Here is a 14,810-nt window from a genome sequence, read left to right as displayed (position 1 = left end):
AATACATAACATATTCATTTAAATATACTAATTGTAAAATCATATTTTTTAATTCATTTGAAGTACAATATTTCCGAATTGTTCCCCATGTTCCATACGGCTTAGTGCTCGAATTGCTTCTTCTAACGAGTAAACCTTATCAATAATTGGTTTAATTTGATATTTTTCAATAAACTTTATCATCTCATTAAATTCCTCACGGCTACCCATGGATGTTCCCATAATATCAATTTGATTATAAAATAATGCGCGTAATGGTAATTCAATTGTATCTCCTGAGCTTGCACCAAAATTCACGATTCTTCCATTTGGTTTTAATACATCAAAATATTTCAAGAAAGTTGCCGGGCCTATACTATCTATTATTAAATCTACTTTTTCACCTTGTAAGCTCTCTTCCCAATTTCCGGTACTATTAAAAGAAATATCTGCACCATATTTTTCAGCATGTTCCCTTTTATTCTCTACCCTTGAGGTAACACTCACTTTAGCACCAATTGCTTTCGCGAATAACATGGCAAATGTAGCAACACCACCGCCTATTCCCGGAATTAAAACATGTTCACCGCACTTCAATCTACCCTTTGTAAAAAGTGCTCTATATGCAGTTAGTGCGGATAAAGATAAAACACCTGATTCTTCCCAAGTAAGATATGCCGGCTTTTCTACTACATTTTCAACCGGTACAATTACATATTCAGCAAACGTTCCACCTTTCGGTCCACCTAGCACTTCCGGTAACTCTGGTACTTTAGTAGCATGTTCCCATCCAATACTAGGATTAATAATAACTTCTGTATGTAGTGTAATATTTGAAACTCCTTCTCCTATTTCTGTAACAATTCCTGATCCATCTGACCCTATTACTAATGGTAGATCCATTTCTTTTCTATTATTTATAATAAATAAATCCCTATGATTTAATCCTGCAGCTTTTAACTTGACTTTTACTTCACCTGCATTAGGACTTATCTCAGGTAGAAATTTATATTCTAATCCCTCTAATCCTTTTTCATATTGATGTACAATAGCTTTCATTGCTTAATTCCCCCTTAATATTTCCAATGTACTAGAAATATCAAAATAAATAAAATAGTTTGCCTCCAATAATTAGAAATTATATATTTTGACATGAAAAAATCCCCCTCCCTATAAAAAGTATAGGAAGGGGTTTCAAAACTAGTTAGATAGGAATCTATAAATTCATTGAGTTCTAGCCAATTCTAATATTTTTCGAATAAACGGCGCTTTTGCCTTTGTATATGAAACACGATCAAAAGCATATGTAATAGCAAGCCTCTCTTTTAATTCTCTATATTCTTTACGTGCCCATTCATGGCTTATTAGAAAGTCACGAAATAAAATATTGTTTCTCCACTCATCACTATTATAAATATAAATATGCAAATGATGAGTACCCGCTCTCCATTTTCCCTTTCTAAAAAAACGCCAATTCGTTGCATCTTTTGGAACATACTCATATCCAATTTCCGATAGAACTTCAATCCAGTTTTCAGTAATTTGTAAGTCTGTTACGCCAATCATCATATCAATAAGAGGTTTAGCTCCTAATCCTTCTACTGCTGAGCTTCCTATATGTTCAACAGCAATTATTTCTTGTCCTAACAAGGAACAGAATTTCTCTTTTTCTTTTATATACTCTTCAACCCAGTCTTTTTGATATGCTTTAATAACAATTTGTTGATCCATTGTATTCACCTCTTTATAAGTGTTTATCATTATATTTATAAAAATTTATATTATTAGCATAGGATTTCCATAAAATATGTCGAATAGTGGAATGTACAACTTAATTATATTAAATGTGAGGTAATATATGAAAGAAAATTCCGTGGAAATTCAGTTAAATAATGTAACATTCCAATTAAAAGAATATCATAATTTTGATTGGCTTATTAAATTAGGGACCGTATTTGCAGTTTTTGACCAGCAAGACTCAGGTAATATAAGTTTTGGTGTAGAAAAAGATGGGCATAAGAAATTTATTAAATACGCAGGAGCACAAACAATTGCATTTGAAGGAACAACGGGTCACGCTATTAAAAGGCTAAAAAATTCAGTTACTATCTATGAAGATTTAAAGCATGAATCGCTCATAAGACTAATTGATCATTTTCCAGTTCAATCTGGATATGTATTAATTTTCAATTGGTTTGATGGTGAATGTCTTCATTCGCATTGGAGTTTCCCACCTCCTGAGAAATATAAAAATCCAAACTCTCCATTTTATAAATTTAGACATTTATCTGCTATAGAACGAATTCATTCCTTACATTCCATTTTTTCTTTCCATACTTATGTAGAAAAGAAAAACTATGTAGCAATAGATTTTTATGACGGTAGTATTCTATATAATTTTAATACAAACGAGACAAAAATTTGTGATATAGATTTATACAGTAAGAAACCTTACATAAATAAAATGGGCCGGCTATGGGGTTCCTCCCGTTTTATGTCACCAGAGGAATTTGAACTAAACGCTATAATTGATGAAAGAACAAATGTATTTAATATGGGAGCAATGGCTTTCTCACTTTTAGGCGGTGAAAAAGATCGTTCCTTTATAAAATGGGAAGCAAGTAAGGAATTATATGAGGTAGCGTATCGTGCTGTAAGTGACAATCGGGCAGAACGGTATGCATCAGTTATAGAATTCTACGAAGCGTGGTTAAAAGCGGCTAATACAGAAAATATATAACCTTAAATTATTAAAAGAAATATAGAGTTTATACTATACTTGTTTTGTTTTCTTTGCTATTGCAAACTTCAAAAAAGCTGCAAGTAGGAGGAGGAGCGGTATTCCCTGAATAAAGAGACATCCTCCAAAAAAATCAAGCGTAGTGCTATATGGAGAGTCTGTTGCCATCACACCTATAAATAAAGCCATTGGACTTGTGAGTAGATTTATTCTTAAACAGATCATTATCAATGATAGATTTTTAGCCTTAATTTTTGATGAACCAGACAAGAAAAATAAAAATATCGCAGTACCAAATATAAGAAACAGTGTTACATAAAAACTTACCATAATATCCCTCCATGAATATAATTGTACCATTAGCAAGTACAAATTTGAACAAATAGGATATTTATATAAGTCAGATATAGTGTCTCTTTATCAGTGGTAAGAAAAGAGTGGATCCCTACTCTCTCACAAGGAATCCACTCTTTCTATTTCTACAACTCTATTTATATACGTTCCTCTTTTTGTCCTTACGAGAACTGCCATCACTAGATCATTAACATAATTATCTTTAGCGGAAGTTAAAGGTTTTTATTTGTGTCCTCTAGTTTCCTAGCCGGACTATATTCTATTTTCAAGCCAATTTCTATCTCCCCATGAATAAAACTCAACGTTCTGTTTATACTACAACTACATCTAGAGACACATCACTGTTTAGAGCGGCTAGGTTTTGCTAGCTGCTCTTTTTTGTGTTTTACACAAATAAAATCAATAACTCAGCATATAATATCTATGTAGCTAGACTATTACCTCTGTATCGAGCAGTTAGGCTGGGCTAACTGCTCTTTTATTTATGACAAAATAAAACTTTTAAACAGAATTACTTTCGTATAACATTTTCAATCTCGCTTACACTATAACTGTAACTTTAAGTTACACATCTATTACTTATAGGGCCTCATTTTCTTTTGTGTAACAATTGGTTAGCTCATAAAGTTAACCAATTTGTTGCGTTCAATTTTATTTCTCAATACTTAATACCTGGAATTAATTCTAATTTATTGGTATTAAACTATTGACATTGATTTTCCTCATATACAATTTTTGAAAAGGCCTTTTCTCTCACATCAGACTCTTTTATTTATTAAAAAAAGATTATTTTATATAGATTACTATAAGCATCCATAAAGCCAAAGCACCAATGATAGCGAGTACTATACGTGTTGAAAGTATCCTTACTTCAAAGTCTGTTTTCTTGGAAGGTTCAGGATATGCAATTATATAAATTCCCTTTAATAATGCAAGCCATGCAATAACTGTTAGGAATCCCTTCCAGTTGAATACCCATACATTATGTAGAATTACAGTACCTAATCCTAGGAAAATTGATAGAAAACCATACATAATACCAAACCCTCTATCTTCAACCACTAATTTTTTCAAATCACGTAGCACCGATGGACGGACGAAAAGTATTCCTGATACGATAACCGTCATCCATCCCCAGAACAGCCCTAAAAAAGTACTAGTTTCCATTATTATTTCACTCCCCTCAATTATATTTATATTTCAGATATTCCTTCCTTTAGAAAAATTCCAGTACTTTTATATGTAGGTTAAAGTCTACTCTTTTTTTATACAAACATTCCGTATTCAATGCCCATACTTAATCACACCATTTCTCTAAAAAAATGAAGTTTTTATTAATTTTTCATGTTTAAATAAATTTCTTTTACATTGTGATACAAAGATTATCAACTTATAGAATTCCTCTTAAACGCTTCACTTATATAGATGTATTTTTAAAAGAAATAAGTTTCATTACTTACCCTTGCATTAACACAACAATTCATTTGTTAACTTTCAGAAAATATCAACTTGTATTACTGTATCTGCTATCGCGCTTAGCGTAGAAACTGTTACTTTTAACGAGATACTATCCCCCGCTTGGAATGTTGTTGAAATATTATTAGTTATATTAGAAGTCTGGGCACCAGTTAATGAAACTACAAGAGGTGTATCCACACCATTTTTTCGAATAGTCCAAGTATCAATATTTGTCCCTCCAGGGCCAACTCGAGCACGTACCGATAGTGATTTTATAACAGATTTTTGACTTAATCGGATAAATACTTCTGTATTTGAAACAGCCGCTGTTCCTGGTCTATAAAAACGAGTCCCTCCAGTTGGTAGACCCGACGGATCTGCCCAAATAATTGTAGTAGGCTGTAAAACTGTAGAAAAGCCCAAATTATTAGCGTTAGAATTTATAAGATTCGCTGAACTTAAAATCAATGTTCCAGCTGATTGTGATATATCCGCTGTAGTGCCTTGAATCGACGCTAAACGCAAACTTAATTGTGCTCCTATTCGATTTACTTCTGCCCCAATATAAGATCCTGCTCCAACTGAACTAGTAGTGGTTAAATTAACATCACGGCAATGAAAATTATGTGAATTTGTATTAACCAATATGGCTCTTTTATTCCCTAAACCGGCTGATTTTACTGTTATCGTTGTTGCTCTTACAGTACTTATACTTTCATCTGGAATTCCTGTTCCAAAAGAATGAATTCCATAAACATTTGAAGTCCCACTTGTTGATGCTGTAGAATTATCCACAGTTATAACTGCTGTTCTTAATCTAGAAGTTTGTGATGTTGTTCCAGGAAAAGCAATCCCTGTTAAATCCACATGGATAGAAGAGGTTCCTAATACCGTAATATCTTCTACTCTTGTATTTTCTCCCATTGTGAGTACAGTAGTATTTGATGTTGCATTCTGTTGACGAATTATTACTGTCCATAGACTAATTCCTCGTAATGAATTTCCATTAGGGATAACTACCTTTTCGTCATAAATTCCAGGAAACACAAAAATTGTAATCCCTGTAGCTCCTGTAGTATTAATCGCTGTAATCGCACCATTAATTGTTTTAAAAGGGTTCCCTCCAATAAATGCTGTTGAATCATTTCCTGATTTCATGACCACCGCTGTATTTGTTCTTGATATTAGCAGCTCTTGTAAACTCATTTACTGTTATTTCCCCTTTCATCCTTTATTTCGTTTTTTGCCTATTAATATCTTATGAGCCGGGAAACAAATTAGATGCAAATAAAATTTTCATATTAGACCTCGCCTAACAGCATAACAGTTAAATAATTATGAGCTTGCTTTCTACTAGTCACTTTCTTTCTATTATCCGTTATTTTATAAAAGAGGATTTTCTTAGGAAGTACGCTCAAATGTTGAGCGCACTCCTGTATTGTTTTAGTACATATTAGCCATTTAGATTTCCCTTATAAATGGCATACTCCTTTAACTCCATTGCTCAACTTCCCCAAAATAACGTTTTCATTTAAATCCATCTTTTTTGACCGTAGCTTTACTAATATTGTTGCGCTAATGAAACACTTGTACAGATATTAAAAAGAATATCTTAGAGCACATATAAACATGTACTCTTTTTTCTTGTTATAAAATAAAGATTTTTGTATAAAACTACACCTATCTAAGAAACATACATACAATATGATGTGAACCTTTTTTCAAAAAAAAGACTTGGTTATAAAGCACCTTCCTCCCAAAGCGCTCTTTTTATTTGTAAATAAACATTTTGCTCAAATATACTCAAGACATATGTATTTACTAGGATAAGCATTATACTAGAGCAAGAATTATTTTATCCATGTTTATAAGGAGGGGTTTTTATTAAGACAACTTTAATTTCCCATTTTTACAATGAAGAGTATCTACTCCCATGGTGGCTAATGCACCACACAAAACTATTTGATCACGGTATTCTTATTAATCGAGGCTCTACTGATCGTTCAGTAGAAATATGTAAATTATTTGCGCCTCATTGGGAAATCCGAGATTCAAAAGTATTAGAGTTTGATGCTATATTAGTTGATAAAGAGATAATGGAAATAGAAAAGAAATTAAGGGTGGAAAATGGTTTTAAATACTACTGAATTTCTTTGCTGTTTTGATAAGGAAGCCTTTTTCTCATCTCTCGTCACTTTAAGGAAAAACATGTATGCTATTAGGACTATTCTGATGGTAGATGACCCTACTCATGGTTATTCCAATCCGAGATACGGAATTCCCCTTGTCAAACAGCGTTATCATGGGAGAATACTCGATCCTACTCCACCTGCCCCTTACTACGGAGGTAGACTAATCCACAATTATTCGCATGGTAACTATATAGCCGGAAGGCATTGGTCAAATCATTCATTTATCGTTTACATGTACCCTGCTTTCGTTTTAAAATTCTTTTACAGTCCATGGAACACAGCTATGAAAAATCGAAAATTACAAATTGGCCCAACCCTTTCTAAACATAGCATACAGAAGGCTTAGTACGCATCACCTATTACACTAGCTGAATTAGAAACAAATATAAAATTCTTTGCAAGTACAACTGTTGACCTTCGATTAATCCCAGAATATCAAGTTTTATTCCCAGATTTATGTTTCCCTAACCATTAATACATCTAAAAAGAACATTTTGGAACTCCCTATGCAACCCTTGCTTTTGAGTGAGAACCAACTCTTATTAAAATAGCGTTTTTGTTAAAATTTCACTTCAATCTTATTCATTTATGGTATAATCTGTATTATTTATTTTTTCCAAGAAAGGCTAAAGTAATGAGGAAATACTTTGGAATCACTTCATTTTTATTAACTTTAATCGTATTTTTTGGTTTATTATCAATGCTTTCAAACATTTATATACTCTTTTTAATACCTGTCTCAATTGTTTTAGCTGTTTTTGCTCCAAAAGGCTCATCACAAAAAAGTCGCTATAGCTAGTTTAATAATTTCCTGTATTATTTACGCTCTCATATTCGGCTTACTTTTTATAATTAGTTGGGGATTAGCAGAATCAAAACTAAACTAATCCCTTTCTACCAATTAAAGATTTCATTAAACCCTTTCATCTTTTAACTGGACAAGCATATGTTATTGGATGGGGGAATCCACTCATAAAAAATCTACCTTTCTTGTCAAAGAGCATGTATATACGTGCTCTTTTTGAATGCATTTAAAGACTTCACATTCATTAGAAATGTACATACAATAATCATGATCATCTTATTATTAATCATTTAAACATCTTGGTCATGGAGCGCCTTTCTCCCAAGGCGCTCTTTAATTTTTAAATAAGGATTTTGTTAACGAACTAAATAAAATTTAATACTTTCCCTAATACTAATCAAAATACAATCTGCTTCTTACCCAGGTTGTATCAAATCAAACAGTTATTTGCAATAACTGTTCGATTTTAATTTTTGTTACATAAACTTGATGTTTTTGTCCACACTATATGTACTCCTTAAATTAATGGTTATAATGTTCTCAATGCAGTTAGCCTTTGCTAGCTGCTCTTTTCTATTGAGTTGAAAATAAATTTTAGGTCTTATTTCTACGACATATAATTTTAACCTAAACATCCAGCTCAAAGTGTTACCGCCTATCTTATAGAGCACTTCAATGCATGGTGCTCTTTTTTATTTTTTTCTTTCACTTCTGAATAACATTTTTAACTCTGTTCATACTATTTTTGTAACTTAATGTTACAAACTATTTCTGTAAGCGCAACGTTTCTTTTGTACAACAAGCAGTTAGTTTTATTAACTGGCTGCTTCGTTGCACAAAAGAAAAATCTGCACATGTATTAAGAACATACATAAAATATCATGTGAGATTCTTTTTCAATATTAGGCTTGTTCATGGAGCACCTTAAAAAGCGCTCTTTATATTTGTTAATAAATAACCATTTTGCTCAAACATACATACGGTATATATTAGTTAAGCATATATTTACATAGACAAGACATAACTTTTTTTAAACATGCACAATTTTTGTGCATGTTTTTTTATTTAACAAAATAACTATTTTATTATGTTTCCGAACTTAAGGTAATGTCCTTAAAAAAATTTCATATATATTTATCAGATACACTTTGAAATCCCAGAATATCAAATACTTTTAAGAGTTGACTGACCACCAATATTTGACTTATCTTTAAAGACTTATTAAAAATAACTTAGATACAAAAAAGCTACGTTTTATATAGGATAAAAAATTATCTTACGCAAAGGAGCTTGATTATTTGTGAATTACCAAAATGATAATAACTCAAACATTCACAAATCTTGCACTTGTCCATCCCCCACGGCTAACAGTTTAAATGTTGTTCAAACTACCCCATCAATAGTCTCTGTAAATTCTGCGATTCCATTAGATACCGTGGTAAATTCTAATGGTACGGCAATCTCATTCACACCACCAACAACTGTTTTACTTGAAGGTGGAAGAACCTATTTGGCAATCTATGAAGTGCAAGTTATCATTCAACCAGGAGGTAATTCGGCAGGTATCACTATGTATCTTAATAATAACCCAATTATTGGCTCTGGTACTTCTCTGGGATATACTGCAGGATTCACTTCTGTATCAGCACCCGCTATTTTCACTACACCTTTAGGTATAACAAGTACTCTTACTGTTAATGTAGGACCATATTCTAATACATTAAATACGTTGGGCTTAACTCTTGCTGTTGTAGCATTAACATAACAAATTCTAAAACTCTCTAAAATAAATTTCTTTGTTCTTTAACTGCGGTTTTGAGTTAGCCTCTAAGAACTCGCTATAACTACATATAAAAAAGAATATTATCTGGATCGATAGTACTGGGTGACTCGGCTGACACAATTACTGAGTCACTTATTTTTCTATAGTAAAATAACTATATCATTTGAAATTTGCGCATATCCTAGAAACATATATAAAATAAATTACTGCTACATTTTCACTTGATCTGAGTCTTAGTCAAAGAGCGCTTTCCCGGACGCTTTTTTTCTGTTCAAATAAGAATTTATTTAAATTTTATAAAACCTCTCTTTATCCAGATAGGTTTAAAATTATCTATTTAGCATATATAATACTTTTAAACAATTTAAATTCTATACATAAGTAATGGAGGTTTTAAAATGGGGAGTGTCCCAAATTTAACACCACAACAATCAATCTCAAAAAAACAAATTAATCCTAATAAGAATCAACAAACCTCCGCTTGGTTACTTTTGGATTAGTTTATATCTTACTGTTAAAAACTCATGCTTCAAGATGGTTAGCTAGTGTTTTAGCAACCACATGTTGTACTTTTGCAGCTATTTATCAAACGTTTTCAATTTTTTCCATGAACACAGCAAAAAAGAGGCCTTATGGCTCTTTTTTTATTCCTTAATAACAATCTAAATATGGTAAAATATATCCATCTCTCATATGTCCAACTATGTAATTTTCATAGCAGTAAAATTAAAACAAGACTTATACACCATGGCTCAAAATAAAATGAAGGAGTGTTTTAAGCGGAAGGACATATTCGAAAAAGAGGAAATAAGTACCGTATCTTTATTAATATTGGTCGTGATCCAGAGATAGGAAAAAGAAGCCGAAAAAGATTAAGGAGTTAAATGAAGGGGCTTTTGTGGAGCCGACTAAGCTTAGTTTAAAAGACTATATGGTTCAGTGGTTAGAAATTAAAAGGGTGAGTATAGAAAAGTTTCTTATAATAGCAATATAAACCACCATGTTATACCTAGTATAGGAATAATTGCACTTCATAAATTAAATGTTATGCACATTCAAAAATGCTATAAATTAACACTAGATAATGGTATTTCAAATAATTGCATCGAATACTAAAAACAGCTTTAAATCTAGCAGTTAAACAAAATATTATTTCTAGAAATCCTGCTAATTTTGTTGAGTTACCAAAAAAGAAAAAAGCTCCATCCAGACTTGGACGGAGGAAGAACCAGTAAAAAATTTTTGGTAAAAGTAGCTTTGGCTAGCTAATGTTTGCATTTTATAACCAAAATCCAAATAAATCTTCTATTAACAAGGTTTATTCACCTTAACACATGTTATCATGTATAATACATATGAAAAGGAAATTCAGAATAACGAGGCAAATATTATGGACTTTGTTTATATTAATCAAAACGTGTTAAATAATCTTCTATACATTTTATGTAGTATATTTGTTTTTTATTTCATATATGATAGCCGGCACTATTTAAAGAAATATAAAATACTACTGATCACCCTTTGTTCTAGTATCCCGCTTATTTTATGTATGCGATACCCTATCTATATGGATGAAAGTTGTATTCATGATTTAAGACAAATTCCGGTCATAATAGGTACGCTTTATGGTGGATTCCCTGTCGGTATCATATTGTTTGCAATTTTATTAATTACGAGATTTTTATTTTATGGCTTTAACATGTTGACAGTTGTTGTTTACGGAATAATGTTCATCGTTACAGCACTCGCATCTTCAAAATTTAATACATATAATAGAAAACTTAAAGTAGCTTTTTCCATGCTTTTAACCTTTTTCCTAGCAATATTTACAACTTTAATTGTATTAACCTTATCAGATTTTGAAGTGAATAATTTGTATATTATTTATTTCATGGTATTACCGACTACTTTAATGTTATTTATTGTTTATATAAATGAAGTTATTAAAGATGCTGTATTAATGCGCTCAAAATTAATTAAAATGGAAAAAATGGAGATTGTTAGCCAACTCGCTGCAAGTATATCGCACGAAGTAAGGAATCCCTTAACGGTTGTAAAAGGATTTACACAGCTTTTAAAAACACCAAATTTAACTCCCGAATCAAGAGACGAATATATTAAACATATACTTGAAGAGTTAAATCGTGCCCAAGAAATTATCGATGATTACTTAACGTTTGCCAAACCTGCTCCAGAAAAATTAGATCAAATTTCAGTAAAACAAGAGTTAAATCGAGTTATTAATATGATATTGCCATTGTGTAATATGAATACGATACATATTACACAGGATTTTTCTGAGGCAACCATTGTTGGTAATAAACAGCACTTTCAACAATGTTTTTTAAACTTAATAAAAAATAGTATTGAAGCAATGCCTAATGGTGGTACCTTAAATATTTCCTCATCCATCAATAATAGTAAAGTTGAAATACGAATTGAAGATAGCGGAGTTGGAATGTCACAGGAGCAAATACATCGATTCGGTGAACCGTATTTTAGTACAAAAACAAAAGGAACTGGTTTAGGTACAATGGTTGCTGTTAAGATTATTGAGACGATGCATGGAAGTTTAAAAATCAGAAGTATCGTTAGTAAAGGAACGACTTTAACGATTACGTTCCCGAAATATAGTAAGAATACACATTAAAACAAATAAAAAAGGAGCATAGTCGCTCCTTTTTTATTTGTTTCGATACATAAGTATCTTCAATGTTTTTTTAGTTTACATTTGTGAAGACTAATTAAAAATTAGTATCCTCCGCCCCAGCAGCTGCATCCTACAATTATTAATAGAATGAATAACACAACTAATAAAGCGAAACCTCCACCAAAACCACAAGAACCACCGTAACTCATATTTTCTCCTCCTTTTGGTTTGAAAACTAATAGGTAGTTGATCATTTTAACTGGTTCGTATTATACATTATGTGTATATCCCTTTTTTGAGCATGTCTACATAAAAATAAGTAAAAGCACTCGTTTAAAGAGTGCTTTAAAATGGATACCAAAAGTTTTGAAATACGTTTAATTTTAAATATACCGCAACAATAAATATGAAAATACCGGCAAATAAAGCGATGAAATCTTCACGTTTCGCCTTACTTGTATAAAACCATGTACGTTTATCCTTCTTTCCAAATCCTCTTAAATCCATTGCATTTGAAACCGTATCTATTCTTTCTAGAGAATGAATGATTAGTGGCCAGAAAATTAAAACACGGTTCTTCATACGAACCCATAAACTTGCTTCTCCTTTTTCAAAAGCCACTCCTCTCGCTTCTTGCGCGTGTTTAATAATTTTATACTCAGACTGGATGTCAGGAATATAACGTAGTGCAATATTTATTGCATAAGTAATCTTATAATGAATACCCAGTTTACTTAAGTTACTTACAAATTCACTTGGATCTGTCGTGTAAATAAAAAGAAGTGTAAATGGTAATAACGTAAAATACTTTAATGAAAGTGTAGCTGCATAAAATAATGTTTCATATGTAATCGTTGCATATCCAACATGTAAAAACACGGTATATGATTCAGTTAATTCAGATCCATGAGTTGGTGTAATCAATAAAATCATGACAGAGTTTAATAAACTAAATGTAAATATGACACTAAAAACAATTAAAATTTTACGAAATGGAATTTTAGCAATGCTGAGCCCGATACACCCAATAATAAATAATATTAGCAACACCCGAAAATCAAAAAACAAAAAAGTAAGCGTCATACAAAAAATAAATAAAAACAATTTCACTACCCCATCCATACGATGAAAATATGTACTATGCACCTTCCTCCCTCCTATTACTGTCTAAATAAAGCTCCATAAATTTTTCTGGACATGCAATCCCACTAAATTTAACAAGCTTGGTTAAAGAACTCTCTCTTAAGTTGGCTCTTTGTAACGTTTCTTGATCGCCTAATACATCAAACACTGTATTATCCGCAATAATTTTCCCTTCATGTAGAACTACTGCACGGTCTGCATATTCTAGTACGAGATTCATATCATGAGTGATAAAAACAAATGAAATACCCTTTTTAGCTAGGTTTTTAATAAAAGACATAAATTGTTTATAGTGATAATAATCTTGTCCCGCTGTCGGTTCATCTAATATGATAAGTTTAGGATTTGTTGTTAATACAGATGCGATTGTAAATCTCTTTTTTTGCCCATAGCTTAGTGCTTGAATTGGCCAATTACGAAATGGATATAAACCACAAATTTTTAAAGTTCCTTCTACTCTATTCTTAATTTCTTCCTTAGAAAAATTATGTAATGTTAATGTAAATGAAACTTCTTCAAAAACAGTAGGCTGTGTAATCATATGATTTGGATTTTGCATCACGTAAGATATGATTTCCCCACGTTTACGAATAGACCAAGAACTAATATCTTCACCTTTTAACAAGATTTTCCCATTTTTCATTTTGTTTATGCCTATAAGACTATGAGCTAATGTTGATTTCCCTGCTCCATTATGTCCTAACAGTGCCACAATTTCTCCTTCATATATTGAAAGGTTTACATTTTCTAATACTTTTTGTTTATTAGAGTATGAAAATGATAAATTCTCCACTTTAAGTAATTCCTTGTTTTTAGTATTCCCTTTTAATATGACTTGTTTCTCCATCCACTCTTTTATAACGTTGCTTACCTTTTCTTTTTGAAGGTTTTCCATTGGATATATTACGTCATTATTACTATCAAAATGTAATCTCTTTAATGCTTCGATGTAAATAGGCTCTCTTAAGCCGATACGTGGTAATATATTTGACGCTAAGATTTCTTTTGGTGTTCCTATCGCAATGACTTTACCTTCATCAATTAATATAACTTTGTCTAAATCCAGTTTTAAAATTTCTTCTATCCTATGTTCGATAATAACAATCGTTTTATTATATTGTTCATGTATATCTTTCATAAGTTCTATCGTATGTATGGCGCTTAGTGGATCTAAGTTTGCTAACGGTTCATCGAACAATAATATATCCGCATTTGTTGTTAATAAACCAGCAAGGGAAACTGTTTGCTTTTGACCTCCTGATAATTCATGTGGACTTTGTTTATGAAACGTATGCATCTTCACCTTTCTTAATGAGTCCGAAACAATCTTTTTCATATCATCTTGCTTTACACATTCATTTTCTAAATAAAAAGCTACATCTTCTTCTACTGTCAGACCAATAAATTGAGCATCTTGATCTTGCAAAATTGTTCCTACCTGTTTACTTTGTTCAAAAATACTTCCTTCCCTCGGGTCTTTACCGGCAATTAAAACGTTACCTGTACTAGTCCCTTCGTAAGAAAATGGGATTAGCCCATTTATACAATGAGCTAATGTCGACTTGCCTGAACCACTTCGTCCAGCAATTAGCACTTTTTCCCCAGGGTATATATGAAAGGTAATATCACTTAAAGTAGGCTGCGCAGCATGCCAATATTGAAAGGTGAATTGTTCAAACGAAATAATTGGTTGCATGTTAACATCC

At 31.7% G+C, this 14,810-nt stretch carries 11 protein-coding genes and 3 pseudogenes; 6 read left to right on the top strand and 8 right to left on the bottom strand.

Going from position 1 to position 14,810, the window contains the following annotated elements; genetic code table 11:
* Positions 1-48: 48 nt before the first annotated feature.
* Together AXW78_RS12865 and AXW78_RS12860 are read right to left on the bottom strand one after the other, a co-directional pair.
* Complete coding sequence (locus AXW78_RS12865) at positions 49-1,038, bottom strand: zinc-binding dehydrogenase (protein ID WP_046945054.1); 990 nt, start codon at positions 1,036-1,038, stop codon at positions 49-51.
* Positions 1,039-1,203: 165 nt separating this feature from the next.
* Positions 1,204-1,710, bottom strand: coding sequence for a GrpB family protein (locus AXW78_RS12860; RefSeq protein ID WP_000372676.1), 507 nt, complete (start codon positions 1,708-1,710; stop codon positions 1,204-1,206).
* Positions 1,711-1,837: 127 nt separating this feature from the next.
* Here AXW78_RS12860 and AXW78_RS12855 point away from each other — a divergent pair, with 127 nt between their 5' ends.
* Positions 1,838-2,719: a protein kinase domain-containing protein gene (locus AXW78_RS12855; RefSeq protein ID WP_061884237.1), complete on the top strand. Its 882-nt coding sequence runs from the start codon at positions 1,838-1,840 to the stop codon at positions 2,717-2,719.
* 33 nt (positions 2,720-2,752) lie between these two features.
* Here AXW78_RS12855 and AXW78_RS12850 read toward each other — a convergent pair whose 3' ends face one another.
* The 3 genes from AXW78_RS12850 to AXW78_RS12840 form a co-directional block, all read right to left on the bottom strand.
* Positions 2,753-3,049: a hypothetical protein gene (locus AXW78_RS12850; RefSeq protein WP_000253419.1), complete on the bottom strand. Its 297-nt coding sequence runs from the start codon at positions 3,047-3,049 to the stop codon at positions 2,753-2,755.
* An 810-nt stretch (positions 3,050-3,859) separates the two neighbouring features.
* A complete protein-coding gene (locus AXW78_RS12845) occupies positions 3,860-4,240 on the bottom strand; it encodes a hypothetical protein (protein ID WP_000450246.1) in 381 nt (126 codons plus the stop codon).
* 327 nt (positions 4,241-4,567) lie between these two features.
* Positions 4,568-5,737: a pectinesterase gene (locus AXW78_RS12840; protein WP_000058013.1), complete on the bottom strand. Its 1,170-nt coding sequence runs from the start codon at positions 5,735-5,737 to the stop codon at positions 4,568-4,570.
* Between the two features lie 737 nt (positions 5,738-6,474).
* Here AXW78_RS12840 and AXW78_RS12835 point away from each other — a divergent pair.
* The 5 genes and pseudogenes from AXW78_RS12835 to AXW78_RS12825 all read left to right on the top strand — a co-directional run bounded on the left by AXW78_RS12835 (position 6,475) and on the right by AXW78_RS12825 (position 11,961).
* Positions 6,475-7,198: pseudogene (locus AXW78_RS12835) on the top strand (glycosyltransferase family 2 protein).
* 1,630 nt (positions 7,199-8,828) lie between these two features.
* The gene (locus AXW78_RS12830; protein ID WP_001109250.1) at positions 8,829-9,293 is read left to right on the top strand and encodes a hypothetical protein; all 465 of its coding nucleotides are present in this window, start codon (positions 8,829-8,831) and stop codon (positions 9,291-9,293) included.
* A gap of 416 nt (positions 9,294-9,709) precedes the next feature.
* Positions 9,710-9,790: pseudogene (locus tag AXW78_RS35510) on the top strand (septum formation initiator family protein); the annotation flags it as partial.
* A gap of 312 nt (positions 9,791-10,102) precedes the next feature.
* A pseudogene (locus AXW78_RS35505) lies at positions 10,103-10,554 on the top strand (site-specific integrase); the annotation flags it as partial.
* A 147-nt stretch (positions 10,555-10,701) separates the two neighbouring features.
* Positions 10,702-11,961 carry a sensor histidine kinase gene (locus AXW78_RS12825; RefSeq protein ID WP_002181517.1) on the top strand — a complete coding sequence of 420 codons (1,260 nt, stop codon included), beginning with the start codon at positions 10,702-10,704 and terminating at the stop codon, positions 11,959-11,961.
* Positions 11,962-12,062: 101 nt separating this feature from the next.
* Here the strand turns inward: AXW78_RS12825 and AXW78_RS32240 are convergent, their stop codons facing one another.
* From AXW78_RS32240 to AXW78_RS12815, 3 genes are all read right to left on the bottom strand, one after another.
* On the bottom strand, positions 12,063-12,170 hold the full coding sequence (locus AXW78_RS32240; RefSeq protein ID WP_000120182.1) for a YjcZ family sporulation protein: 108 nt from the start codon (positions 12,168-12,170) through the stop codon (positions 12,063-12,065).
* A 136-nt stretch (positions 12,171-12,306) separates the two neighbouring features.
* Positions 12,307-13,107, bottom strand: a complete 801-nt coding sequence (locus AXW78_RS12820) for an energy-coupling factor transporter transmembrane component T family protein (RefSeq protein WP_000556378.1) — start codon at positions 13,105-13,107, stop codon at positions 12,307-12,309.
* A complete protein-coding gene (locus AXW78_RS12815) occupies positions 13,100-14,800 on the bottom strand; it encodes an ABC transporter ATP-binding protein (RefSeq protein WP_061884235.1) in 1,701 nt (566 codons plus the stop codon). Before AXW78_RS12815 ends, AXW78_RS12820 begins: the two co-directional genes overlap by 8 nt.
* Between the last annotated feature and the right edge of the window lie 10 nt (positions 14,801-14,810).

Origin of the sequence: Bacillus thuringiensis, from assembly GCF_001595725.1 — a bacterium.
Classification (GTDB): Bacteria; Bacillota; Bacilli; order Bacillales; family Bacillaceae_G; genus Bacillus_A; species Bacillus_A thuringiensis_K.
The sequence above is the reverse complement of the archived record's forward strand: the minus strand, read 5'-3'. Positions and strand labels throughout refer to the sequence as shown.